At 42.0% G+C, this 24,443-nt stretch carries 27 protein-coding genes; 18 read left to right on the top strand and 9 right to left on the bottom strand.

Annotated features, from left to right (window positions below; genetic code table 11):
* Positions 1–59 precede the first annotated feature (59 nt).
* The 6 genes from ACNQGS_RS16600 to ACNQGS_RS16625 all read right to left on the bottom strand — a co-directional run bounded on the left by ACNQGS_RS16600 (position 60) and on the right by ACNQGS_RS16625 (position 4,929).
* A complete protein-coding gene (locus ACNQGS_RS16600; protein ID WP_491488277.1) occupies positions 60–275 on the bottom strand; it encodes a DUF5342 family protein in 216 nt (71 codons plus the stop codon).
* A gap of 41 nt (positions 276–316) precedes the next feature.
* Complete coding sequence (locus tag ACNQGS_RS16605) at positions 317–883, bottom strand: PepSY domain-containing protein (RefSeq protein WP_378584610.1); 567 nt, start codon at positions 881–883, stop codon at positions 317–319.
* 165 nt (positions 884–1,048) lie between these two features.
* Positions 1,049–1,597: a PepSY domain-containing protein gene (locus ACNQGS_RS16610; protein WP_378584612.1), complete on the bottom strand. Its 549-nt coding sequence runs from the start codon at positions 1,595–1,597 to the stop codon at positions 1,049–1,051.
* 43 nt (positions 1,598–1,640) lie between these two features.
* Positions 1,641–3,029, bottom strand: coding sequence for a HAMP domain-containing sensor histidine kinase (locus ACNQGS_RS16615; RefSeq protein WP_378584613.1), 1,389 nt, complete (start codon positions 3,027–3,029; stop codon positions 1,641–1,643).
* Between the two features lie 3 nt (positions 3,030–3,032).
* Positions 3,033–3,719 (bottom strand): response regulator transcription factor, encoded by a 687-nt coding sequence (locus tag ACNQGS_RS16620; protein ID WP_378584615.1) that lies wholly within the window; start codon positions 3,717–3,719, stop codon positions 3,033–3,035.
* 265 nt (positions 3,720–3,984) lie between these two features.
* The gene (locus ACNQGS_RS16625; RefSeq protein WP_378584617.1) at positions 3,985–4,929 is read right to left on the bottom strand and encodes an urea transporter; all 945 of its coding nucleotides are present in this window, start codon (positions 4,927–4,929) and stop codon (positions 3,985–3,987) included.
* A 277-nt stretch (positions 4,930–5,206) separates the two neighbouring features.
* Between ACNQGS_RS16625 and ACNQGS_RS16630 the strand changes: the two genes are divergently transcribed.
* From ACNQGS_RS16630 to ACNQGS_RS16680, 11 genes are all read left to right on the top strand, one after another.
* Positions 5,207–5,509, top strand: coding sequence for an urease subunit gamma (locus tag ACNQGS_RS16630; protein ID WP_213143852.1), 303 nt, complete (start codon positions 5,207–5,209; stop codon positions 5,507–5,509).
* A gap of 23 nt (positions 5,510–5,532) precedes the next feature.
* Complete coding sequence (locus ACNQGS_RS16635; RefSeq protein ID WP_378584620.1) at positions 5,533–5,856, top strand: urease subunit beta; 324 nt, start codon at positions 5,533–5,535, stop codon at positions 5,854–5,856.
* Positions 5,853–7,565: an urease subunit alpha gene (ureC, locus tag ACNQGS_RS16640; RefSeq protein ID WP_378584622.1), complete on the top strand. Its 1,713-nt coding sequence runs from the start codon at positions 5,853–5,855 to the stop codon at positions 7,563–7,565. Before ACNQGS_RS16635 ends, ureC begins: the two co-directional genes overlap by 4 nt.
* An 11-nt stretch (positions 7,566–7,576) precedes the next feature.
* The gene (gene ureE, locus ACNQGS_RS16645; protein ID WP_378584624.1) at positions 7,577–8,032 is read left to right on the top strand and encodes an urease accessory protein UreE; all 456 of its coding nucleotides are present in this window, start codon (positions 7,577–7,579) and stop codon (positions 8,030–8,032) included.
* A complete protein-coding gene (locus tag ACNQGS_RS16650) occupies positions 8,025–8,711 on the top strand; it encodes an urease accessory protein UreF (protein WP_378584625.1) in 687 nt (228 codons plus the stop codon). Before ureE ends, ACNQGS_RS16650 begins: the two co-directional genes overlap by 8 nt.
* Positions 8,712–8,732: 21 nt before the next feature.
* Positions 8,733–9,344 carry an urease accessory protein UreG gene (gene ureG, locus ACNQGS_RS16655; RefSeq protein WP_213143857.1) on the top strand — a complete coding sequence of 204 codons (612 nt, stop codon included), beginning with the start codon at positions 8,733–8,735 and terminating at the stop codon, positions 9,342–9,344.
* Position 9,345: 1 nt separating this feature from the next.
* Positions 9,346–10,170, top strand: a complete 825-nt coding sequence (locus ACNQGS_RS16660) for an urease accessory protein UreD (protein WP_378584626.1) — start codon at positions 9,346–9,348, stop codon at positions 10,168–10,170.
* A 63-nt stretch (positions 10,171–10,233) separates the two neighbouring features.
* Entirely contained in the window at positions 10,234–10,953 is a 720-nt protein-coding gene (locus ACNQGS_RS16665) for an urease accessory protein UreH domain-containing protein (protein WP_378584628.1), read from the top strand.
* A 74-nt stretch (positions 10,954–11,027) separates the two neighbouring features.
* Positions 11,028–11,663: a PadR family transcriptional regulator gene (locus ACNQGS_RS16670; protein WP_378584630.1), complete on the top strand. Its 636-nt coding sequence runs from the start codon at positions 11,028–11,030 to the stop codon at positions 11,661–11,663.
* 206 nt (positions 11,664–11,869) lie between these two features.
* A complete protein-coding gene (locus tag ACNQGS_RS16675; protein ID WP_213117382.1) occupies positions 11,870–12,031 on the top strand; it encodes a hypothetical protein in 162 nt (53 codons plus the stop codon).
* A gap of 379 nt (positions 12,032–12,410) precedes the next feature.
* On the top strand, positions 12,411–12,548 hold the full coding sequence (locus tag ACNQGS_RS16680; RefSeq protein WP_241113738.1) for a hypothetical protein: 138 nt from the start codon (positions 12,411–12,413) through the stop codon (positions 12,546–12,548).
* Positions 12,549–12,708: 160 nt separating this feature from the next.
* Here ACNQGS_RS16680 and ACNQGS_RS16685 read toward each other — a convergent pair whose 3' ends face one another.
* Positions 12,709–13,608 (bottom strand): EamA family transporter, encoded by a 900-nt coding sequence (locus ACNQGS_RS16685; protein ID WP_491488278.1) that lies wholly within the window; start codon positions 13,606–13,608, stop codon positions 12,709–12,711.
* 86 nt (positions 13,609–13,694) lie between these two features.
* Between ACNQGS_RS16685 and ACNQGS_RS16690 the strand changes: the two genes are divergently transcribed.
* From ACNQGS_RS16690 to ACNQGS_RS16710, 5 genes are all read left to right on the top strand, one after another.
* Positions 13,695–13,832, top strand: coding sequence for a hypothetical protein (locus ACNQGS_RS16690; RefSeq protein WP_491488279.1), 138 nt, complete (start codon positions 13,695–13,697; stop codon positions 13,830–13,832).
* A gap of 129 nt (positions 13,833–13,961) precedes the next feature.
* Positions 13,962–14,948 (top strand): HD-GYP domain-containing protein, encoded by a 987-nt coding sequence (locus ACNQGS_RS16695; RefSeq protein ID WP_491488280.1) that lies wholly within the window; start codon positions 13,962–13,964, stop codon positions 14,946–14,948.
* 20 nt (positions 14,949–14,968) lie between these two features.
* Positions 14,969–15,652, top strand: a complete 684-nt coding sequence (locus ACNQGS_RS16700; protein WP_491488281.1) for a diguanylate cyclase — start codon at positions 14,969–14,971, stop codon at positions 15,650–15,652.
* Between the two features lie 178 nt (positions 15,653–15,830).
* Positions 15,831–16,340 carry a CBO0543 family protein gene (locus tag ACNQGS_RS16705; RefSeq protein ID WP_491488282.1) on the top strand — a complete coding sequence of 170 codons (510 nt, stop codon included), beginning with the start codon at positions 15,831–15,833 and terminating at the stop codon, positions 16,338–16,340.
* Positions 16,331–16,786 (top strand): CBO0543 family protein, encoded by a 456-nt coding sequence (locus ACNQGS_RS16710; RefSeq protein ID WP_491488283.1) that lies wholly within the window; start codon positions 16,331–16,333, stop codon positions 16,784–16,786. Before ACNQGS_RS16705 ends, ACNQGS_RS16710 begins: the two co-directional genes overlap by 10 nt.
* A gap of 36 nt (positions 16,787–16,822) precedes the next feature.
* On the opposite strand, the gene ACNQGS_RS16715 is transcribed toward ACNQGS_RS16710, so the two are convergent.
* The gene (locus tag ACNQGS_RS16715; RefSeq protein ID WP_491488284.1) at positions 16,823–17,086 is read right to left on the bottom strand and encodes a hypothetical protein; all 264 of its coding nucleotides are present in this window, start codon (positions 17,084–17,086) and stop codon (positions 16,823–16,825) included.
* Positions 17,087–17,368: 282 nt separating this feature from the next.
* On the opposite strand from ACNQGS_RS16715, the gene ACNQGS_RS16720 reads away from it, so the two are divergent.
* Complete coding sequence (locus ACNQGS_RS16720) at positions 17,369–18,964, top strand: FMN-binding glutamate synthase family protein (RefSeq protein ID WP_491488285.1); 1,596 nt, start codon at positions 17,369–17,371, stop codon at positions 18,962–18,964.
* Positions 18,965–19,209: 245 nt separating this feature from the next.
* On the opposite strand, the gene ACNQGS_RS16725 is transcribed toward ACNQGS_RS16720, so the two are convergent.
* Positions 19,210–22,335 carry an alpha/beta hydrolase domain-containing protein gene (locus tag ACNQGS_RS16725; RefSeq protein WP_491488286.1) on the bottom strand — a complete coding sequence of 1,042 codons (3,126 nt, stop codon included), beginning with the start codon at positions 22,333–22,335 and terminating at the stop codon, positions 19,210–19,212.
* A gap of 465 nt (positions 22,336–22,800) precedes the next feature.
* Between ACNQGS_RS16725 and ACNQGS_RS16730 the strand changes: the two genes are divergently transcribed.
* Complete coding sequence (locus ACNQGS_RS16730; protein ID WP_491488287.1) at positions 22,801–24,414, top strand: long-chain fatty acid--CoA ligase; 1,614 nt, start codon at positions 22,801–22,803, stop codon at positions 24,412–24,414.
* Positions 24,415–24,443: the final 29 nt, after the last annotated feature.

Below are 24,443 nucleotides of genomic sequence, written 5' to 3' on the forward strand. Positions count from 1 at the left end.
GTGCCTCACCCCATGAAAAAAGTGAAGCACGAGAACCGTCCCCATGCCTCACCCGTGCCTTATGCCAGGTGGCGTGTCATGAGATCATTGACTTTGGTTTCTACCTGTTGAACGACTTTTTTCTCGAGTTTGGATTGTGGTGTTGGATAGAACCATTGGATTTTTCCGTTTCGGAAAATCCCTTGGTAGGTATGTCCTTTCATTTTTAATGAAAATTGATGGCGTTGGTGGTATTGGTTTTCAAACATTGGTTTAACTTCAAAATTTTGAAACATATGGAACCCTCCTAGAATTTTTTCTTCAATTGCTGGATGATTTAATCACTAAATTCCGTGCTTAAAACTTTTCCGCTGATTGCATCTACTTTAACCTCTGCTTCCTGATGATCAGCTGTCTTTATTTCCACTTCGTAAACGAGCGACTTGTCCTCATCATCCAATTCTGCTTTCGTAATGGAACCTTTTATTATGTCCAAGGCTGTTTTCTTGGCGTTTTCTAATGAAATAGTCGGTGTAACACCCTGCAGAGGAGCCTCATTCTTATGTTCAGCCTTATCCTCATCCCCAGCCTTATCTTGCAATTCCTGTTCCAATTTCAAGACCTTGCCGGTTTCTGCATTTACTTCCACTTCAAATTCTTCATTTTGCTTTATAATCGTAATTTCATATTTTGTCATGCCGTTATCCTGATCCAGCTCGCACTTTGTTACGAGCCCGCCTTTTGATGCGCCTAAGGCGATTTCTTTTGCTTTTATTTCACTAATTGTCTTTACTGTTTCATTTGTTTGTGCTGCCGTTTGCTGATGATTTGTCAACGCATAAGCACTTGCGCCTAAACCGCCTGTGAGTAAACTGCCTGTTAATAGAATGGAAAAGAAGTTCATTCTTGATAACCTCCTTGTTTGTTAGTAACTACATCATAACCAATCAATTTTAAAGAAATTGAAGGAGAAGTTTAAAATTCTCTTAGAAAAATCGAAGAATACCTCATGACAGCATTAAACCCCTCCATTTTTTGAAAAAAAAACGTGCAGCATTACGCCGCACGTTTAGTCTTCATCCTCTGTTTCAAAAGTAATTGATTCAATTTTTCCTGAATAGGCATTAATGATCACTTCTGCCTTCTTAGATTTCGATTGTTTGATTTCAATCTCGTATACCAGTTCACCATCTTCTTCATCTAATTTCGCCGAAGTGATTGTGCCGCTTACTTTTTCTAATGCTAATGCTTTTGCTTTTTCGATGGCGATGGGGGTTTCTGGAGCAACCCCATTATTGCTAGGTGGCGGTTCCTTCGTTTCTGGCTGCCTGCGATCCGTTGTGTCAGGTGCGCCTTGTTTAGTCATAGAGAGCACTTCCCCCGTTCGGCCATTTACAATGATGTCATATTTAATCTGATCTTTAACAAGAGTCAATTTATAGTTTTCTTGAATCATGCTTATGTTCTGAATCATTCCGCCGTATTTGTTCAAAATCATTTGGCTGACCTTGTCTTCCGAAAGGGAGGGATGGGAACGATTGAACGCCATTGTTGCACCATACCAGCCCAGAGCGCCTATGATAAGGATTAGCAAAATGCCTGCCGCTATTTTTTTCATCCATTCACCTCTTCTGTTGTTGAGACAGTGTATCATAGGTTGTTTAATCCTCTATTAAAGATACCTTAGAATCGTTGGAGAAGTGGCGCGGGAATTTTAACGTAACCGTTGTTCCTTTTCCTTCCTCACTGTCAATGTGAATTTCGCCGTTATGGGCAGCAACAATTTTCTTGGCGATGGGCAAACCTAACCCTGAACCGCCAGTATCACGGCTTCTGGCTTTATCTACTCGGAAAAATCGCTCGTATACACGTGCTAATTCATCTTTTGGAATGCCGATTCCATAATCGGTAATCGCAAGAAGCAAAGAATGGCTGCTTCGAGAAATCGAGATGTCTATCGGTTTTTCGCTGTATTTGATAGCATTGTCGACTAAAATATAGAGCAACTGTTTTATTTTCTTTCCATCAGCCATCATTAATGGATGGTCTGTGTTGAGATGAATTGAAATCTTGCGTTCAAACGCCTGCTGAAGATACTTCGCGGTTTCGCGGCAAATGTCTGCCACATCTATTTTCTCAATTTTTAGTTCCCACTGCGTATCACCCTTTGCTAGTAAAAGCATCTGCCCCGTAAGCTGTTTCATCCGGATTGACTCGGAATGAATGGCATCGATTGCCTCTTCCAAAATATCAGGCCGTTCCATTCCCCAGCGTTTTAACATACTAGCGTAGCTTTCAATCACGGTAAGGGGAGTTTTTAATTCATGAGATGCATCTGAAACGAATTGTTCCTGCTTCTTATAACTTCTCTCTAATAACTCCATCATGTTGTTAAACGTGTTGGCCATTTGGTCGAGCTCATCTTTTGAGGGGCGGTCTCTGCTAATTTTTTTAAACGTTCTTGATTCCTGTATCTCTTCCATTGTCTGAATAAGTGCTTTGATGGGACCAAGGATAATTTGGCTTAGTATGCGGCCGCCAATAATCGTTGGAATTAAAATGACGAGAGACGCGACTACTAAAATTACCTGTAGGATGCTTAGTGAATGTTCGACATCTGTTAAGGGTTCTATTACTTCTAGTGAAACGATATCGCCATGGGTCCAAATCATCGGTGTTTTTCCTACCGCATATAAATGTTGATCCACCCTTTCAACGGCCATATGTTCACCTGCTTTATAGGAATACGGAAGGTCTTGCAGCTTGAAGTTATTTTTCATCACTACCAGAATGGGTTTGCCCTTTGGAGGTAGAATCCGGATCATTCCATTTGGCGGCAAATAAGCGCGTAATAAATTTGCAAAATTAACGGAAGAAGGGTTTGCTTGTTTTACTCCTTCTATTATATTGCTGCTCTCTGTTTGAATTCGTTCAATTGCGTGATCCGTCATTGTTTTTTTAAAAATAAAAAAAATGGAACTATTAGCTAATACCAGAAGAATTAATAGCCAGATGGTAGATGTAAAGATGATTTTCGTTTGAATCTTCATACCTTATTCCTTTAACATATATCCAACACCGCGAATGGTGTGAATATAAGGTTTTGAAAATGGGGCGTCAATCTTTTTGCGTAAATAACGTATGTATACATAGACGACATTGCTGTCACCGTAATAATCAAACCCCCATACATTTGATAACAGTTGATCAAATGTTAGGACTTGGTTTTGATTTTGTACTAAGTATAGAAGTAATTCATATTCTGTTGGTGTTAATTCAATGGACTGATCGGCACGGACTACTTCCCGTGTTTTTTGATTGATGGTTAAATCCCCTATGCTAAGAGAGGAATCAGCTGGTTCTTCTTGGAGGACTGATTGCCTGAGCCATACACGAATCCGAGCAAGTAATTCTTCAATTCGAAATGGCTTGGTAATATAGTCGTTGGCCCCTAAATCTAATCCGCTCACTTTATCAGGCAAGGCATCGCGGGCAGTTAGTAAAATCACGGGGGTTTGGTCATTGGCAGTGCGGATTCTCCTTAACACTTCAAGGCCGCTTAATTCAGGCAGCATCACATCCAATAACAGCAGGTCCCAATTTTCTTGTTTAAATAATGAATAACCCTCCAACCCCGTGTAGGCAGTACCTGTCTCATACCCTTCATGCTCAAGCTCTAATTGAATCAAGCGTGCAATTTTCCTTTCATCCTCAACAATCAATATCTTCCCTTTACTCATATGGACCTCCTTGGTTTACCTGCCCTATGCAAAATGGAATTTACCACAACTGTAAATAAATATCCAGTAGAGCGTAAAAGTGGTGCATGGGGACGGTTCTCATGCATCAAGTGGGACACGGGGATAGTTCTCATGCATCAAAACACGTTTGCTCCTGAGGACCATCCCCGTGTTTCCTTTGAATCAACCATTTTGAGGCAGAAGAACCGTCCCTTTGCCTCAGAAAGAATGAGGCAGAAGAACCGTCCCCATGCATCACCATGCCTTACAAATTCGGCATGGTTTTTCTGGCTCCGAGGATGAGCCAGGTGGAGAGGACGAATGGCATGGTTAGGGCGGGGAGGCCGTAGGGGAGGAGCCATGTGCTGAGTCCTGCTGTAATGGGTACGGTTAGACAGGCGGCAAGGATGCCTGATGGTAGGTTATAACGATTGTGCTTCTCATTAAATACACCGGATACGGCAATGATGGTTAGGATGGCGTTGTAGCCGTAGAGTCCTAAGACGATTAAGGAGTGTTCTCCGCCTAGAACATAGGCTATGATGATGGCCGCTGCATTTCCAATCGCTGCGTACATTCCCAGTTTTCTGCTTCCCCAAAAAACAGCAATTAAAACAAGAATACCAGACCATGTATTATTAAGAAAAAACACTTGCCCAATCCCATGGAAAACTCCATCTAATAAATTCACTTTTCCCGCAATATTTAGCTGCCAGTTTGCCAAATCCTGAGGGACTAAGGAAGCGCTTAATGATAAATGTTTTAATTTATAAGCCGCAAGCAGCATTAACCATGTCAGAACAATAAAAGGAAACGTTAAAATAGGTACCTTTGTATTTTTCATAAAATGCATCATTGCGGCCGTCAAAACCGCTGCTACTACAGCACCAGCTAAAGCCACAGTCCACATATAAGGCCCCTGTAAGAATAATGCCAACGCCATTCCCGTTAGGACGGAGTTATACCCTAACAAACCTTGATCGATAGATTCTTTATCGGCGCCCCCCAACATCGCTGTGAATGTCCCAATCATGGCGGACAGCAGTGCAATCACCCCTAAATAAATAGAGGAAATGGCAATGGCAATTAGGATTAGTAATCCGGTGATGGAATTCTCAATCAATATGACCTGAGAGATTCCTTTGAGGGATGCTCTTAGGAAGGGATAAAACTTCCCACCCTTTAAAGATTTTGGTACGTCTGTCTTCATCCTCTTAATCTCCTTTTTTGTAATTTCATAAAAACTGCTAAAAAATATATTTTTTTACATATATAAATTTATTAATATATAAAAATTGATATATGATAATTATGATGATATAGTATAAATCATTGGGAATCAATCAGATATTTTCATCGTCATGATATTCCTTCATTAACATATATCGTGATGTTCAGGATTCATTGATTTCCGGCGAGTAATGACAGAACTGCCTTTTGGCGGGTTCTGTCATATTATTATGCAAAAAATTAGAGGAGGTATATCTATGAAACTATTACCACGCGAGATCGACAAACTCATGATTGTAGTGGCTGCAGACCTTGCAAAGCGCCGAAAAGACAGAGGATTGAAGCTGAATTACCCAGAAGCAGTCGCTCTTATCACCTATGAAGTTTTAGAAGGTGCACGGGATGGAAAAACAGTTGCCCAATTAATGGAATACGGAACAACCATTTTGTCACGTGAAGATGTGATGGAAGGTATTCCCGAAATGATCCATGATATTCAAGTTGAAGCAACTTTTCCTGACGGAACAAAACTTGTGACTGTACATAGTCCAATTAAATAACAAATGACGGGAGGAGTAATGAAATGATTCCGGGACAATTATTTTTAAAAGAAGAAGAAATTATCTGTAATGCTGATCGAACAGCATCGAAACTAACGGTCATCAATACTGGGGACCGCCCAGTTCAAGTAGGATCGCATTTTCATTTTTTCGAAGTAAATGATGCTTTGAAATTTAATCGGGACGAAGCATTCGGAAAACGGCTGAATATTCCAGCAGGGGCTGCGGTTCGTTTTGAGCCAGGCGACGAAAAAGAAATTGAATTAGTAGACTTTGCTGGGGAGCGCCGTGTATATGGCTTTAACAATAAGGTGGATGGATCAGTAGAAAAGGGGTGCAGCAAATGAGTTTTAAAATGACAAGAAATCAATATGCTCAAATGTATGGTCCGACTACAGGAGATTCTATTCGTTTAGCAGACACAGACTTAACGATTCAGATTGAGAAGGACTACACCACTTATGGGGATGAAGTCGTATTTGGCGGCGGTAAGGTCATCCGTGACGGAATGGGACAGCATCCGCTTGTAACACGAGGTGATGGAATTGCTGATGTCGTCATTACGAATGCGGTTATTTTAGACTATACGGGTATTTACAAAGCCGATATCGGTATCCGTGATGGAAAAATTGCCGGGATTGGTAAAGCGGGTAATCCATTAATTATGAACAATGTGGACATAATCATCGGGGCTGGTACAGAAGTAATTGCTGGTGAAGGGATGATCGTTACTGCCGGCGGGATTGATACCCACGTGCACTTTATTAACCCTGAACAAATCAGAACTGCATTAGCTTCAGGATTAACGACCCTGATTGGCGGAGGAACAGGCCCTGCTGCAGGTTCAAAGGCCACCACTGTAACACCGGGTGAATGGCATATCCACCGGATGCTGGAAGCAGCAGAGGGAATGCCGATTAATGTCGGATTTACTGGTAAAGGTCAGGCTGCTTCAGAAGAGCCGCTGGCAGAACAGGTACGTGCAGGTGTCATCGGTCTTAAGGTCCATGAAGACTGGGGAGCAACCCCATCCGCGCTTGATAATGCTCTAAAGGTAGCTGAAAAATATGATGTACAGGTTGCCCTTCATGCTGATACGTTAAATGAAGCAGGCTTTATGGAAAATACAATGGCCGCTCTAAAAGATCGGGTCATTCATATGTACCATACAGAAGGAGCTGGCGGCGGACATGCTCCAGACTTAATTAAATCAGCAGGTTATATGAATGTTCTGCCATCATCTACGAACCCAACTTTACCGTATACGGTTAATACAGTAGATGAGCACCTTGATATGTTAATGGTGTGCCACCACTTAAACCCATCGATTCCGGAAGATCTTGCATTTGCGGATTCACGAATTCGCAAAGAAACCATTGCTGCAGAAGATATTCTTCAGGATATGGGTGTATTCAGTATGGTCAGCTCCGATGCTCAGGCAATGGGACGCGTTGGTGAAGTGATTTTACGTACATGGCAGACAGCTGACAAAATGAAGAAACAAAGAGGTATTTTAGAAGGAGACAAGGAGCTTGCCGATAATAATCGTGCAAAGCGCTATGTCGCCAAATATACGATTAACCCAGCCATTACTCATGGTATTTCTGAATACGTAGGCTCAATAGAGGTTGGAAAAATTGCCGACCTAGTCGTTTGGGATCCTGCCTTTTTCGGTGTGAAACCTGAAATGGTGATTAAAAGCGGCTTTGTGGTGGAGGGTTTAATGGGTGATGCAAACGCGTCGATTCCAACACCGCAGCCGGTGATTTACCGTCCGATGTATGCACAGCTTGGCAAGGCTCTTACAAGCTCTTCCATTACTTTTATTTCGCAGGCAGCATTTGACGGTAAGGTCCATGAAAAGCTTGGCTTGCAAAAATTAATTCTTCCTGTTCGGGGAATCCGCAAATTAACGAAAAAAGATATGAAGCTGAATTCTGAAACACCTGAAATTACGGTGGATCCGCAAACGTATGAAGTAAGAGTTAACGGGGAAGTAATTACCTGTGACCCTGTTGATAAGGTACCGATGGGGCAACGATATTTCCTATTTTAGAGGTGAAGGTTTTGATAATCGAACAAATCGTAACGAATATTGAACAAATGGATAAAGAAGAGATAGCCAAACGTCATAAGGAAAAAGTCTACCTCGAAAGCGCCCATTTAGTGAAACGAATTCAGCGCGTTACAACAGATCACGGTACAGAAATCGGCATCCGGTTAAAAGAGCCGCGTGACCTTGTTGCTGGTGATGTTTTATATATGGATGATAAAAACATGATTATTATCGATGTGATATCAGATGATTTATTGATTATTTGCCCGCGCAGTATGAATGAAATGGGAACGATTGCCCATCAATTAGGGAATCGCCACTTGCCAGCCCAATTTGAAGGGGACGAGATGCTTGTTCAGTACGATTATCTTGTAGAAGAATTACTTCAAAACCTGCAGATCCCTTATAAACGAGAGGATCGCAAAGTAAAGCAAGCATTTCGTCATATAGGTCATAGCCATGACTGATCAAATGTTATCCTTATTTCAGCTGTGTGATTCGAATTTTCCGACGGGGGCATTTAGTCACTCGTATGGGCTTGAGAGCTATATTCAAGAAGATAAAGTTCATGATAAAGCCTCATTCTTAGAATGGCTTCATGTGTATGTCAACGAGCAGCTCATCTATTCAGATGGGCTTGCTTCCCGCCTTGTTTATGAGGCATTGGAGAAGGAAGATCTAGAAAAGGTGTGGAAATTGGACCGGATGCTGATGGTGCAAAATTTACCCCGTGAAACGCGGGAAGGAACGCAGCGAATCGGTGACCGAATGTTGAATCTCGTGGAATCACTCTATGATATTCCAATTCTTGCAGTCTATCGAGAGCGAATCAAGAATAAACAATCCTTCGGTCATCCGTCCATTGTTTTTACAATCGTTGGTCATCATCTAGGAGTTCCTAAAAAAACCACCACTATGTATTATTTATATTCTACCGTTTCAAGTCTTGTCCAAAATGCGGTGCGGGCGATTCCGTTAGGGCAAACGGCCGGTCAGAAATCAATCCAGGAGTTTCAAGCAGCATTAATCAACGCTGCCGAAAAAATCCAAAGTTTAGAGGAAGAAGATTTTGGAATTGTCTCTCCTGGACTGGAATTATCTCAAATGAAGCATGAACGAGTAAATATTCGAATATTTATGTCTTAATAGAAAGAGGAAGTGTTAGAAATGGAACCAATTAAAATTGGTGTAGGCGGACCTGTCGGAGCAGGCAAAACGATGTTAGTAGAAAAATTAACCCGTTTTTTAAAAGATGAACTTAGTATGGCAGTTGTCACAAATGATATTTATACAAAAGAAGATGCCCAATTCTTAATGAAAAATGGCGTGCTTCCAGCTGACCGTATTATCGGTGTGGAAACTGGCGGCTGTCCACATACAGCGATTCGTGAAGATGCATCGATGAACTTTGCAGCCATTGATGAATTAAAGGCAAAGCATCCCGATGTGGAACTAATTTTTGTCGAAAGTGGCGGAGATAACCTGGCAGCCACTTTCAGTCCGGAACTCGTTGATTTTTCCATCTATATTATCGATGTTGCACAAGGGGAAAAAATTCCGCGTAAAGGCGGACAAGGTATGATTAAATCGGACTTATTTATTATTAATAAAACAGATTTAGCTCCGTTCGTTGGTGCAAGTCTTGAGGTGATGGCGTCGGACACGAAGGTTTTCCGTGGCAACAAGCCTTTTGTTTTTACTAATTTGAAAGAAAATGACGGTCTTGATCAAGTCATAGACTGGATTAAGAAAAATGCGCTTTTAAAAGGATTGGAGTAAGATGGAGGACTGGACAGGAGTTTTGCGTTTAGGCGCGGAAGCAAAAAACGGGAAGACGATAGCGAAGGATGTTTATTTCCAAGGGGCGTTTAAAGTCATGCGTCCCGTCTATCATGATGATTCCGGCCAGGCCTGCTATTATATTTTAAATCCTGGCGGCGGTTATTTAGACGGCGACCGCTATCAAATGAATATTTCTTTAGAGAAGCAGGCGCAATTAACCTTAACCACACAATCGGCAACCAAAATTTATAAGACACCTCATTCGCATGCCTATCAGGAAGCTGAATTTCATTTAAAAGAAGGGAGTTATCTTGAGTATATTCCAGACCCGCTTATCGGTTATCAACATGCACGTTATAAACAAAAAAACGTGTTTTATATAGAAAAAGGGAGTTCCCTTCTTTACTCCGATATCATTACCCCGGGATGGTCGCCCGATGGAAATCGATTTAGCTATGATTTGCTCCAGCTTATCAATGAAATTTATTTGGACGATGAGCTGGTTGTATTTGATCATATTAAATTAAATCCAGTTTCACAGAACATGGATGGGATCGGTTTGATGGAGGGCTATTCACATTTAGGATCAATGATTGTGATAGAGGAAAAAACAACTCCTGACCTGCTTGATCGGTTATATCAGGCTTTACCTCACAACCCAGAGGAATATAAACTAGGGATCTCGCTGCTTTCTGTTCCAGGGTTTACCGTTCGGGTATTAGCCAATACCACACAAACTGTTGAAAAAGTATTTTCTGACTTACATTCGATTCTAAGTCAAGAATGGTTTAACAAGAAGCCAAGTTTTTTAAGAAAATATTAATGTTCATAACCCAGCAATTGTTAGGATTGCTGGGTTTTTACTAGAAAGTAGAGGAGAAATCTTATGGATGTTACGTTATTGTCTGTGCTGGCATTGGGCCTGATTTTGGGTATTAAGCACGCCATTGAACCCGATCATGTGATTGCAGTATCAACCATTGCAAGCCAAAGCAAAAAGCTATGGCAGGCTTCTTTAGCTGGAGTATTTTGGGGGATTGGCCACACTGTGACATTATTTATCGTCGGTATTATTGTCATTTTGATGAAGGGTGAAATACCGGAGAAATGGGCCATGTCTTTAGAATTTTTAGTCGGAATTATGCTTGTTTTTCTTGGAATTAAAACCATTATTTCTTTTAAAAATATCCATATACACTCTCATAAACATGATGGTGATGTTGAGGAGCATAAGCATGTCCATTCTCATATAAATAGCGGCAAACATAATCACCAGCATAAGCATAAAAAGGTGACGTACTTAGGATCAACGGTAATCGGTTTGGTTCATGGTCTTGCAGGGAGCGGAGCGATGATTCTGCTAACGATGAGTACAGTAAAGAGCGTAGGAGAAGCCGCTGTTTATATCCTCATATTTGGTTTAGGAACGGTGATCGGTATGCTTTTCTTTACGACCATTATTGGAATTCCCTTTGTGTTAAGCAAGAAACGTACGAGCATCAGTGGTTCTTTAGGATTATTTACCGGTGTCATTAGTACTATTTTTGGTGTATATTATATGTATAATATTGGTGTCAATGAAGGTTTATTTCACCTCTGGATATAAGAATGCTATACTTATAGCACCGTAAACTGCAGCATTTACAGAGGATATTTGGATGCCGTGGTTTAAAGATTGGGGTGATTGCTATCAATACTCTGGGATATGCGATTCTTAGTGTTATCGGCAGAAAGCCTTGTACCGGATACGAATTAGTGAATTATTTAGATCCCATATGGCCGGCCAAACATAGTCAAATTTATCCGCTTCTAACCAAGTTGGAGGATAAGGGACTTCTAGTCCATGAATTTGTCGAACAAATGGGAAGGCCAAATAAAAAGATTTTTTCCATCACAGAAAAGGGCAAAGAGGCGTTAGCAAACTGGATGGTTAAAACACCGTCTGACCCCGTGAATAGAGATGAATTTCTTATCAAGGTCTATTCTTCTTGGGTTGCCGATGAGGAAAAATCGATAAAATTAATCCATGACCGGATGGCAAAATTAGAAGAATCTGTCACCAGACTTTCCGACAAAATTAAAATAATAGAAGAGACCCAAGAACTGGAGACCAATTCCAAAAACTTTGGCCGCTACCTCCTATTCCACCGGAAATTCAGACTCGTTCAAGAGGAAAAGGCCTGGTGCCAATGGGTCCTAAACCTGCTCAAAAACAAAAAAATAAACATCCCCCTTCTATCTATGACCTTCGCGGGAAAACTTCTCCAATATGGAATTGGGACAGAGGGACGGTTCTTGTGCTTCATTTTAGGGTGAATACTTGTATAGTGGATTTCTCGAAAAAGCGAACCTCTATTGCTAAAGGAAACTAGCAAGGTGGTTAGCTTTTTTTGTTTTTTTGTAAGAAGGCGAGACGTATGTATAATCTATGAAAAAATTGTCCATCCTTAAAATATAGTACCTTGGGGAAGTTTATTAGATTGACAGAAATAGAGATATTTTAAAGGTAGGGGTGGCTATTAATGACAGTAGAGGAATTAAACAAGATTATCGAAGTAAAAAAGATGGATTTAGAAGAATGTGAACAAGAACTTTATAACCGTTACTATCCTTCCATAGTCAGAGTCGCAATGATGAACTACATATTGTCCTTGAAAGAACAAATAAAAGAATATGAAGCGTAGGGACGGTTCTCATGCATCATTTTTATTTTAAATTTGGATGGGGAATGATGCAGAAGAACCGTCCCCGTGCATCACTAATTATTATGCAGCCTGATTTATAAAAAACCGTTCATTTTTGGCTAGTTGGGTGGTTACCCATTCGTTTGTAGCACTTTGTCAAAACTTGTAATATAATAATCTTTGAATATGTAACCGTTTTCAATTATAATAAGAACAGGTGGATGGCGCGTGTGGCCATCATGGTATTGTGCGTAGGGCGGGGCCGATACTGTAAGGCTAGGCATTTAACCAAGAATTAAAATCTTAGGGTAAAATTATTTTTATTTAGATATGGTGTATGTCTAGATTTCCAAATCACGACGAAGAAAGGGGAAGAGACGTGGAAAAAAGTAAAACTTCGTTTGACGACTTTCTAAAAGAAGACCGATTTGAACTTCAATCATATCTCACTTACCTGTTTACCCGTATTTCCGACTATTTTCCGGAACAAACAGAAGAAAACATGATCAATCAATAAAAACATGGAGACAAATACATGAGCAAAAATAAATAAAGCGGCCAATTTCATTTTAACTGAAATTGGCCGCTTTTTTGATGCATAGGGACGGTTCTTCTGCATCAAACGCGTTCCTGTGCCTCAACAAAATGAGGCATGAGAACCGTCCCCGTGCATCATCCTACGAGGCGACGCGCAATATCAGGATGCCGATAAAGGCCAGGATGAGGCCGGTGACTTCGCGTCTGTTCCAGGCTTCTTTGAGGTAGAAGCGGGCGTAAAGAATGACAAAGGCCACGTTCATGGCGACGATGGCGGAGACAATCCCGGTAATCCCATCGCGGAAGGCAGGGAAGATTAAAATCATTCCTAGAGCATTTGTAATCCCCACTCCCATTCCAATACCGAGTGTTTTTTTCACGGTCCAGCTGCCGGCACGCTCCATTAACCCTGTTTCAACGGCGGCTGCGGCTTCATGCCGGGCTTTGTTTGCTTTGGCGTTGCCAAGTGCCCATGATAGTCCGAACAAGACAGCACCAGTTGCAAACATGACCGTTAAAGCAGGAAACGTTGACGCGCCAGACAAGGTAGCTAGTTTTACGGTCGTGTCGGTAAACCCGAAAAACAGCATCGTCAAGATTCCCCATTGAATCCCCTTTAATTGATTGAGCTTTAAATCCTGTGAATATTTGATTAAAAGCAGACCAACCAAAACGATGAAAAATGCGATGAACTGCCATGTTGAAAGTGCTTCACGCCAAAGGATGTAAGCAAGAATCACGACTACCAGCGGCGGAAGTCCTGTAAATAATGCGATAATTGAGGCCTTGCCGACGGCATAACCCTTATACATCGAGGCATTTGCGATAAACGAAAACAACCCCAAAAAGAAACCTAACAATGCTTCAATAGTCCACGGCTGCTGGAATACTACATTGCTGGCTAGTGTGATAACGGTTCCAGAAATATAAACGCCTAACAGCATCAGATTACGATCAATCGGCCGCTGCGAGGTCCAATGATAAAGAATCCCCCGGAGCCCAAAACAAGCAGCTGCCAAAACAGCAAAAACAAACCACATAGCAAACTCTCCTAAACTTTAAAAATACACTCCTTCTAGTATACATCAAACGCCTACATGGTGGAGTTTAGTTTTTTTGTCATTTTATGGTGGATAATTTTAGGTTTGAGGCATGGGTGAGGCATGGGGACGGTTCTCGTGCATCATTCATGGACGGTTTTGGATTGAATGAGGCAGAAGAACCGTCCCCATGCATCTTTTCATCCATGGATGATTTTGGCTAAAGTGAGGCAAGAGAACCGTCCCCATGCATCTTTTTGTCTGATTTTTGAACACTATTTGGAAAAAAGTTATTTTTATGATAGATATAGTAAAATTGTAATAGATTTAGGTTGTGTTCGGGGGAGATTCTTTTGCAGCTTAGGATAAATGACCTGTTAAATAAGCCTGTTATTTTTCGTTATGGATTTATGATTGTTATGGCGATTAATCTCTTTTTTCACTTATTAAAAATTAGGGAGCAAAATTTATATATTGGTTTTATCCTCGCTGTTGTTTTTTTAGGCATCGGCTATTATCGGCGCTCCACTTCATTCTTGGTTACCGTAACCACGTTGGTGGTGTATTTCAGGTTCCAGTTGGACCTGCAATCTAACACGTTACTAAGATTCATGATCCTAGAAGTTACGTATCTTATCATTCTGTATATTTCGGTTGGATTTATGAAAAAAAGTCAGAAGATAAAGGACGATCATTTAGAATTAATCTCCGCTTTATCAAATGCATTAGATTCAAGAGATACCTATACATCGGGACATTCCCACAATGTATCGGACTATGCCGTGAAAATTGCTAAGCAGTTGAGATTGTCGAATGAGATGATTGAAACCGTCAGAATAGGGGGATTGCTTCACGATATTGGAAAAATTGGGGTCCCTGAATCCATCCTTTTAAAGCCAGGAAAATTAACGGAGAAGGAATTTTCTTTTATAAAAAAACACCCTATAATAGGCTGCGAAATGATTCAACACGTGAAAGAGTTTCATGAAAAGGGGATAATAGACATTGTTTTGTACCATCATGAAAGATTCGATGGAAAGGGCTATCCCAAGGGACTAAAAGGGGATGAGATCCCATTAACCGCCCGGATTGTCGCTGTTGCAGATACCTTTGATGCTATTATTTCAAAACGTGTATACAGTCCAGAGGTGCCGCTGGAATTGGCGCTGCTAGAGATTGAAAAAAATAAAGGGAAGCAATTCGACCCTGATATTGCGGATGCTTTTCTAAGCCTATTCCAAAGGAAAAAAGAAGACATCATGATGAAGAGAAACGACCATTTTCCGATCGGCAGCATATTGGCCAAAAAACAAAGGGACCGTTTCACCGGAACACTTTAAAAACCGTGAGAATAGTCCATATGAAACTTTCAGTAGAAAAGGCGAATGCATTTTTAAATGACAAGAAGGATGTTGGTCTTATGGTAATTAAAGGCAGGGTTGTAACGTTCTTGATGGTTTTAATCATTAATTCCTTATATATGAGCTATTATTTTTATAGGGATGGATATATAAGCTGGTTTGAAATAATCGGATTGCCTATCATGCTTGCGTTTGCATGGTGGTTCGGGAAACAATATGATATTGCCATCTATTATTCAGAAAAGGATATCTTGACGACGCTTTACAATAGAAGATTCGTTGAAAAGTATATTTCCACACAGAAGGGCCAAAACTTTGCTCTTTTGCTGCTGGATGTGAATGATTTTAAGGTAATAAATGATGTTTATGGCCATAAAGCTGGTGATCAATATTTAATGACGATTGCTGCTCAATTAAAGAAAAGTGTAAAGGAAAAGGATATCCTCGCTCGGTGGGGTGGAGATGAATTTTTAATCATTACCCCAGGAGCCAAGAAAAAGGAAAACTTGGCTGAAATGATCGACAAAATCCATCAAAATCTAAAGGATGTATCACCTGTTGAGCTTGAAATTAGTGTATCCATCGGTGCAGCCCTATACCCCAGCGAAGGAAAAACATTCGACGACCTACTGAAATTAGCTGATAAGAACATGTACAGCATGAAGGCGCTTAAGCATGGGTGAGGCATGGGGACGGTTCTCGTGCATCAATTTTATCTACGAAGGATGGGGACGGTTCCGCTGGCGAAAGCCTTAAAGAACCGTCCCCTTGATTTCCCCCAAGTCTTTTACAATTTTTACAATCCTAAAAGTATTTGTACCATACAAACTCCTAATACTACCTCTATAAGGAGGGCAGTATATGACCTTTGATTATTTCATTCTCGCTATAATTTGGATAGTTTGTATTATCACATTGCTCATAGTCATACCAAAATCAAGATTGCGGGAGTTTATGGCCGTTTTCTTCTTTTTTCAGTCATTAACATGGGTTTTTAGCATTGCTCTTACAGCCTTTGGCGCCTTATCATCAGAAGTTCGCCTATTTGAACGAGCAACCAAAATTAGTTTTACCTCGGAGTTTATGTTCTATCCGACCATGGCTGTTGTCTTTCATCGCTGGTATCCTGACCAGGGCGGGAAACTAAGAGTGGTTCTCCATTACGTTGTGTTCACCGGGGTCATTATTTTATATATGTATTTACTTACGACGTTTACAAGAATTATGAGAATCGATGCCCAACAACTAATTAGATTCTTCTTTAATTTTGTATTTGAATTTTGGGCCTGCAGAAGATACGTCATATGGCTTATGGGAACCACAAAGCTCCAGGCTTATCCTGAAGTGGGAGGATCGGAAGAATGGAAGTGACATTTCTTTATTCCATCTGGTCCCTCACCATCTTCTCATTGGTCTTAATCCCTAAAAAACGTTTAAGTGAAGCAAGTGTCATTTTTATTTTTCAGCAGTTAATAACCTGGTCTTTAGGCCTTATCGTGGCAGAGTTAAATTGGATCGAATACCCAGTTAGGGAGTTTGCTTCGGTTAACAGAACAAGTTTCACCTTTGAGTTTTGGGTATATCCTCTCATTAGTGTGTTTTATGTCTTGCATTATCCAATTCATAAAAGTATTTGGAAACGGACCCTTTACACAGCTGTGATCACAACCGTGTTAATCATTTCAGAAGTCCTGTTTGAAAAATTCACCAACCTTATAAAATACATCCACTGGGAATGGTATGTTTCCTGGATTTCAGTCTACGCCACCCTATACGTAGCACAACGTTTCCACCGCTGGTTTTTTAAATTTGGATGATGCATGGGGACGGTTCTCATGCATCATTTTCCCTAGCTATAGTTGGAGAAGTGAGACGATTTTTTCAAAAAAGGGGTTTCGCCGTAATAAAACAGGCTCACCCCTTTTTTTCTGTCTTAAAATAGTTGCCTGATCATGTCCTCCAGCTGCAAAGACTCTATCACTATACTCTCTACTTTTCGTAAATAATTCTATTAATGAAATATTATTAACACCCGGAAATACACAATCAAACGCGATCTGAAAAGGCTTCAACTGGTCATATAAGGTATCATCCAAATCAAAAAAAACTGCTTTCATACCTGACACTCCAATACATTTATCATCTGATTTTTATTATACAAAAAAGAGGCAGGGGAGACCTGCTCGTTTATTCAGTGATTTTTCGGGTGTCTTTTTGTATTAAATTTGGAAAAGGATTAAAGGCCCGAACTCTATTAGAAATGTCCCTGTCCAACAATCCGCACATCGACTTAAGAGTGAGGCACGAGAACCGTCCCCATGCATCATTACATAAATTTCCCAACGCCGACAAATATTAAGTTTATATCAAATTTAGACTTGAATAGGAGCCTTGGAATGATGGAGATTGCCAATATATTAGTGATTATTGAGTTTGCTTTTATTGCGCTTGTGTTGCTGGGGGTGGTTGTTTTTATTGGATATTTGTTAATTTTCGATCGGAATCAGAAGCAGCATTCGATTTTGCGGAATTATCCTGCCTTGGGTCGGATTCGTTATTTTTTTGAAAAAATTGGCCCTGAGATGCGGCAGTATTGGTTTAACAGCGATACGGAAGGGAAGCCTTTTTCGCGGGATGATTATGAGCACATTGTCAGGAGTGCGAAGTATAAGCGGGATGTCGTGGGCTTCGGGTCGAAACGCGATTTTGATGAAGAGGGATTTTTTGTCCGTAATTCTATGTTCCCAAAACTAAACGAAGAAATCAAAATGGACCAGGAAACAATGGTTACGACGAAAAAATATATTTTGCTAAACGACCCGCTGTTTACGGACCGGAAGGAAAAATGGGAAGATGACGATGCGCTGGCCAACTTGCTTCACGATGATGATGCGGTCGTGATTGGCCCAAAAACCAGGCATCCCTTCGTTGTCAAAAGTTTAATCGGTATGTCGGCGATGAGTTATGGGGCGTTGGGGAAAAACGCCATTACAGCATTATCCAAAGGCTTGGCCCTGGCGAAGGGGACCTGGATGAATACTGGCGAAGGCGGTTTGTCCCCGTATCATTTGGAAGGCGGCGCCGACATCATTATGCAGATTGGCCCGGCCATGTTCGGGGTTCGCGACGCAAATGGGGATATGGATTGGGATGAATTAAAGCGGAAAAGCGAGATTCCGCAGGTGAAGGCATTTGAAATCAAGCTGGCGCAAGGGGCAAAGACCCGCGGCGGGCATATTGACGCGGAGAAAGTCAATCCGGAAATCGCCGCGATCCGAAAGGTGGAGCCCTATAAATCGGTAGACAGCCCTAATCGCTTTAAACAATTTGGCGATATCGCTTCCATGTGTGACTTTATTGAAAAAATTCGCGAGCATACAGGGAAGCCGGTCGGCATGAAAATTGTCATCGGCAGCCCTGATAGCGCGGAGGAACTGGCTAGATATATGAAGGAATCCGGAAAAGGTCCGGACTTTATTACCGTCGATGGCGGCGAAGGCGGAACGGGCGCCTCCTATCAGGAATTGATTGATAGCGTCGGCCTTCCGATTAAATCGGCCCTTCCTATATTGGATTTAACCTTGAAAAAATACGGCGTGCGGGACCGCGTGAAAATCATTGCCTCGGGCAAATTGTTCACGCCTGACCGGATTGCCATTGCCATAGCGATGGGGGCGGATTTGGTCAACATTGCCCGCGGATTTATGATTACGGTCGGCTGTATTCAAACATTAAAGTGTCACTCAAATGCTTGTCCGGTGGGAGTGGCCACCACTGACCCCGACCTGCAAAAGGCCCTCGTGATCGACGAGAAGAAATACCGAGTGGTCAATTACCTCGTCACCCTAAGACAAGGGCTGTTTCGGATTGCGGCAGCAGCCGGATTAGACTCACCCGTCCACTTCCGCCCAAACCACATCTGCTACAAGGACGATAAGGGTATTGTCGTTACCTTAGAGAATATTCTTAGGGACATGGAAGAGCAGATTGGGTGAGGCATGATGAGGCATGGGGACGGTTCTTGTGCATCATTTTGGGTGTGTGGGCGCGGTGCGTGGAGACGGTTCTCATGCATCATTTTAAGATGTGCAATACGAAGCTTTACGCATGAAAAGGCCCGACTAGCGGATAAGAGCTAGTCGGGCCTTTATGCGTGGAACTACTTCGTTCTTCCATGCCTATTTTCTACATCAGCAGGATAAACCATTTTGAGACATGAGAACCGTCCCCATGCATCACATCACCATGAACCAAAAGAACCGTCCTCATGAATCGCTTTTTTATACGAGTCGGCGACTGTTTGCGGGATGAGGTCCTGCGCTAGTAAGCTGTCGACAGAAGTGTTCATTCTTTCAACCCAGTTTTGTTTTGAGCCATAAAGTGATACAAGCTTCTCCTGACTGAACAGGGTCATGAAGTCACTTCGCACCATGTAGGTGGCGAGCGGGTTGTCGGACAATGGATGGCGGAGTCCGCCGATGACGTTGCCGTGTGCATCCCTGGCAAATTTTCCTATGGAAGAGTCGACCTTCAGCCATTTATCCTCAGCAGTTGGGAAGTATTTCTTCGGATCGGCGTTCGGGTTCGCTTTTTTGGCTACAGCAAAATCATAAAGGTTATCGAGCGCGCCGCTTACAAACATATCGATGTGGAGATTGCTTTTTACCGTGTTGGGAAGATCGGTTACCGGGTACTTTCTCGGTGCTACCCCGGCCTTTACCAGCGCATCATTATTCTGAATGATTGGCGAGATTGCATCGGAGTGAGGTGCGTTGGCCACCTCGTATTGTCTGAAAATATCATATTTACTGTTTTGATCTTTTTTGTTTTTATAAGAAGGGAATAGGCCCGCACCTTCTTTGAATCCCGATTCAGCCTGGGACATGACCACCATTGTCGGAACCCCCATTGCTTTAAAAACGGTCTTTGGCGTATTCTTGTCTGTTAATGACGGCATGATCGCTCCCGTAGGCTGGATGGAGGCAGGAATCGCGCCTACCAAGTTATAATAGCCATCAAACAGGTATTTATCTTTTTCAGCATTGTACAAATACGGCTGGAACACGTTAGTATACGTATTCTCATACATGCCTGACTGGCTCTGCCCGCCAAGGAACACAAAATCGGGCTTTGTGCCAAGGATTTGCTGGCTTTGCTCGTCATCGTTCAAGGCCACCCCAAGCTGCGATAGCATATCCCAGAACAAGCCGTTTTCATATTGCCCCGCCTTATCTGCTGTCCAATCAATATCCGCATAACGGGCAGGGTCGTATTTTTTCAATGCTGCAACGTTTACGTCCTTTGATGTTATTCCGATATAACCATGGCCGTTCTGCATGAAGTATTCCCAGCTTCTTCTCCAAGTGTCTTCCATATCGGAATTATTGGAGGCGTTAAGAATATCGATATAAACGGCACCGGAAAAATTCTTCATATCTTGAGGCATGCGCACGATAATTCGGTTCGTATAATCATATGGACCGCTCTTCACCGTCGGAACATCGTTGCCTTCGATATTGCCTAGCTCATAAATATTGGCCTTCCCGGAAAGGAAGAATTCTTTTTCGGTATAATGATAGTCGTTCCAAATATCGACCGCGCCAACTGAATCGAGCATCGAGTTATAAGGGTGGCTCAGCTCCGGATGGGCCGCAACATCTGGTTCTACCGTATGGAAGCCAACCTTTTCAGGGTCAAACGGTTTTTCGACAATCTTGGTTGGCTTGGCATCGGCCACCGCGTTAATTTTATCGGCATCAGGCCCGCCGAAACCTTTCTTTTCATTCACATAGTTTACCAGCTTGTCATAACCTTCTTGTAAAATATATCCTTGATCTAATAGTTTCTTAGCCTGTGTTAAAAATGGCTTCTTGTAATCTTTTTCAAAATCAGGGTACATTTTTGCAATTTTGTCGGCCGTGAAGAATACCATGCTTCCGTTCGTTTCAAAAGGAAGGCCGTTTCGACTTGGATAATAAGTCGCAATCGGTAACTCCATCCGTGGGTCACGAATTCCCCCCAAAGCATTGCCGTTTTTATCGGTTTTTGTTGTAAAAATTGTTTTTCCATCTGCGTTTTTTTCATTATAATCAAGCCATTTGTCGTCAGCAGATGGGGCCGGAATGCCTTTGGTCACCCATTTATGCATGTTCTCCTGAATGGCATTGACATAGCTTTGCAGATTTAAATCGCTTTCATAATGGCCTGGGTCATAATCCTTTGGCGGTCTTCCTTTTCCGTTTCCAAGTTTAATTTCATCGCTAAATGGAATGACGTCGAGCGTTGGGTCCGTATGCGGCGCTCCTGCTACCTCATAAAATCTGAACTTGTCTTTCGTTGTGGACGAGTCATGCTTTCTTTCATAGGCAAATTCCGGCATGTTCGCAAAATTATGCTCAAATTCGGACATAATCACCATATAAGGGACGCCCGTCGCTGAATAGGTCGTTTTTGGCTGTGGTCCGCCGGAGTTCACATTGGTCGTGCCGGGTCCGACGATATTCATATACCCGTTGAATAAAGGTTTTCCGTGATTGGAATTCTCAAGCATTTGTTCAAATAAGGTGATGTATGTGTTCAAATAGAAGCCTGATTGGCTTTGTCCTGATAAATAGACATATTGAGGCTTCAGTCCGCCAAGAATGTCACCAGCGCTATCACTGCGCAGCTTCGAGCCCAATTGCGACAGCATGTCCCAAATCAGGCCGTTTTCATCCTGGCCGTTTACCTTCCAATTGAGGTCAGCGTATCGCTTGCTGTCGAAATTTTTTAAAGCATTGATGGTGTCCGTTTTCGAAGTAATCCCGATATAGGCATGTCCTTCTTTCATATACCAGTCATAGCTTCGGCCCCAAGTGTCTTCCAAATCGACGCCGCTTGATGCGTTTAAAATATCAACATAAACACGGCCGGAGAATTTGGCTGGATCCTTTGGAAATCTTACTAAAAGTCTTGTTGTATAATCGTTTCCGGACGATTGGATATATGGAACATCTTGCTTGTCAATGCTATAAACATTGGCTTTCCCCGACATGAAAAATTCCTTTTCATCATAGCCGTAGTCGTTCCAAATATCGACATGGCCGCTGGAACTATACATCGAGCTGAATGGATGGCTGATGTTAGTCGGCTGACTGTGAAAGGTCATGCCCTCCCCATAAGGAATTTCTTTTACTGTCGGAAGCACCTTCATGGACTTCTTTATTTGTCCTAAATCCTTGTGAGCGTTGGCATTTTCTATTGCCGACGCTGCCGGTTGGCTTCCGCTGCCTGCGCTCGCTGCTGTTGCCGAAAGGCCGCCGCCCATCGGTGCAAGCAACAGCATGGCCGACAGCATAATAGTGGAAATCTGTTTGCTCTTTTTCATAAAAACCCCTCCTTTTTCTACTGTGTAAAAACGCTTACAAAATGTACTGCAATCAATTAAGGGAGAAAACCACCTCCAAGAGGTATTAATATTTGTTTATTAAACTAACTAATAAACTACCTTTTAGTATAAAATCAAAACGTCTATAATTCTATATGTTTTTAGAATATTCGTAATAATATAGTGAAATAGTCCTAAGTGAGGTGAGGCATGGGGACGGTTCTCGTGCATCATTTTTTGGGTGATGTATATTGATGCAGTGTGACGGTATTGCCTCTTTTCTACATATTGTTAGTGAAATTATTAGCCTCCACTATTTTGAGGCAAAAAAACCGTCCCCATGCATCACTTTTGTGTAAGTTAAACTTACACATACGTCGGTAATGTTAACTGTATATTTACTGTGGTTACCTATATAATGTAGATAATTCTAAATTTTATGATTATTAAAGAAAGGGGATGGATATGAATTCGTTACAGTTGAATTTAAGGACGTTTTTGGAGAGGACGGCTAGGTTCTTTCCCGATAAAGAGATTGTATCAAGGGAGTCTGAGGGTTCGATTTTTCGTTACAATTACGCGGAATTTTATCAACGGGTAAAGAAATTGGCTAATGTTTTAAAATCTTTAGGTATTGAAAAAGGGGATAAAATTGCTTCGATGGCCTGGAATAATCATCGGCATCTGGAGCTGTATTTAGGAGTCCCGTGCTATGGCGCAGCGCTGCATACCGTTAATATTCGCTATGGTCATCCCGAAATTGTCTACACCATTAACCACGCCGAAGATAAGGTTTTATTTTTCGATGAAGATTTATTGCCAATTGTGGAAGCGATTTCGCCGCAACTGCCTCATATTGAGGCATATGTCTTCCTTGGCAAGAACCTTCCCGATACCGAAACAAAACTTTCGCCGCTTTATTGTTATGAAGAGCTTCTAGATCGGGCGGAACCAGAGTTCCAGTTTGACATGCTGGACGAGTACACGCCTGCCACCATTTGCTTTACATCTGCTACCACGGGGCTTCCTAAAGGAGTTACTTACACGCAAAGAAGCCTATACTTATACACCTCAGCTCTGCTTTATACGGATGTAACCGCCATCTCAGAGAAAGATTGCATCATGCCCATCGTTCCCATGTTCCATGTTAATGCCTGGGGGCTGCCTTATGCCGCTATTGCCACAGGCGCAAAGTTAGTATTGCCGGGTACTCGCCCGAATGCTCATCAGCTTTTGTCATTAATAGAATCCGAGAGTGTTACCGTAACGGCAGCAGCCGTCACCATCGGCGTTGAAATGGCCAATATTTTAGAAGAGCATCCCTATCAAATTTCCAGTTTAAGAGCATTGTTCCTTGGGGGACAAGCACCACCTAAAGCAATTATTGAAAAATTTCTCTATCAACACCGCGTTCCGGTCGTCCAAGGCTATGGCGCAACAGAAACTTCCCCACTAATTACATTTTTGCATTTTAGAAAAGATCAGGAAAACAACTCAGAGAGTGAAAATATACATTATCGCACCAGACAGGGTATCTTAATTCCTGGCATCGAAATGAAAATCGTCGATGAATTCGGTGAAGAAATCTTATGGGATGACCAAGAAATGGGCGAAATTCTGGCACGCGGCCCATGGGTTGCCAGCGAATATTTAAATGATGATCGTTCCGCCTCTTCCTTTGACAATGGCTGGTGGAAGAGCGGTGACATTGCCACGATTAACAAACAAGGGGCGATTCGGCTTGTCGATCGGAATAAGGATTTGATCAAGAGCGGCGGGGAATGGATTTCCTCTGTTCAACTTGAAAATGAATTAATGGCCCATCCGGAAGTGACGGAAGCATGTGTTGTCGCGATGCCTGACGAAAAATGGCTGGAACGTCCGCTGGCATATGTTGTCCTTAAGCAGGATGGAAATACAAGTTTACTAGAAGAAGAGCTAAGCCAATGGTTAGCGGCAAGATTCCCTAAATGGTGGCTGCCGGATCGGTATGTTTTTACAAATGAAATCCCTAAAAATGCAAACGGAAAGTATAACAAGAATCTTTTGCGCCAGCGTTTTAGTGAAAAGCTAGTTTGAAAAAAATCATAAATTTATAAAACAAGAGG

This window comes from Neobacillus sp. PVCKKU3, from assembly GCF_058323225.1.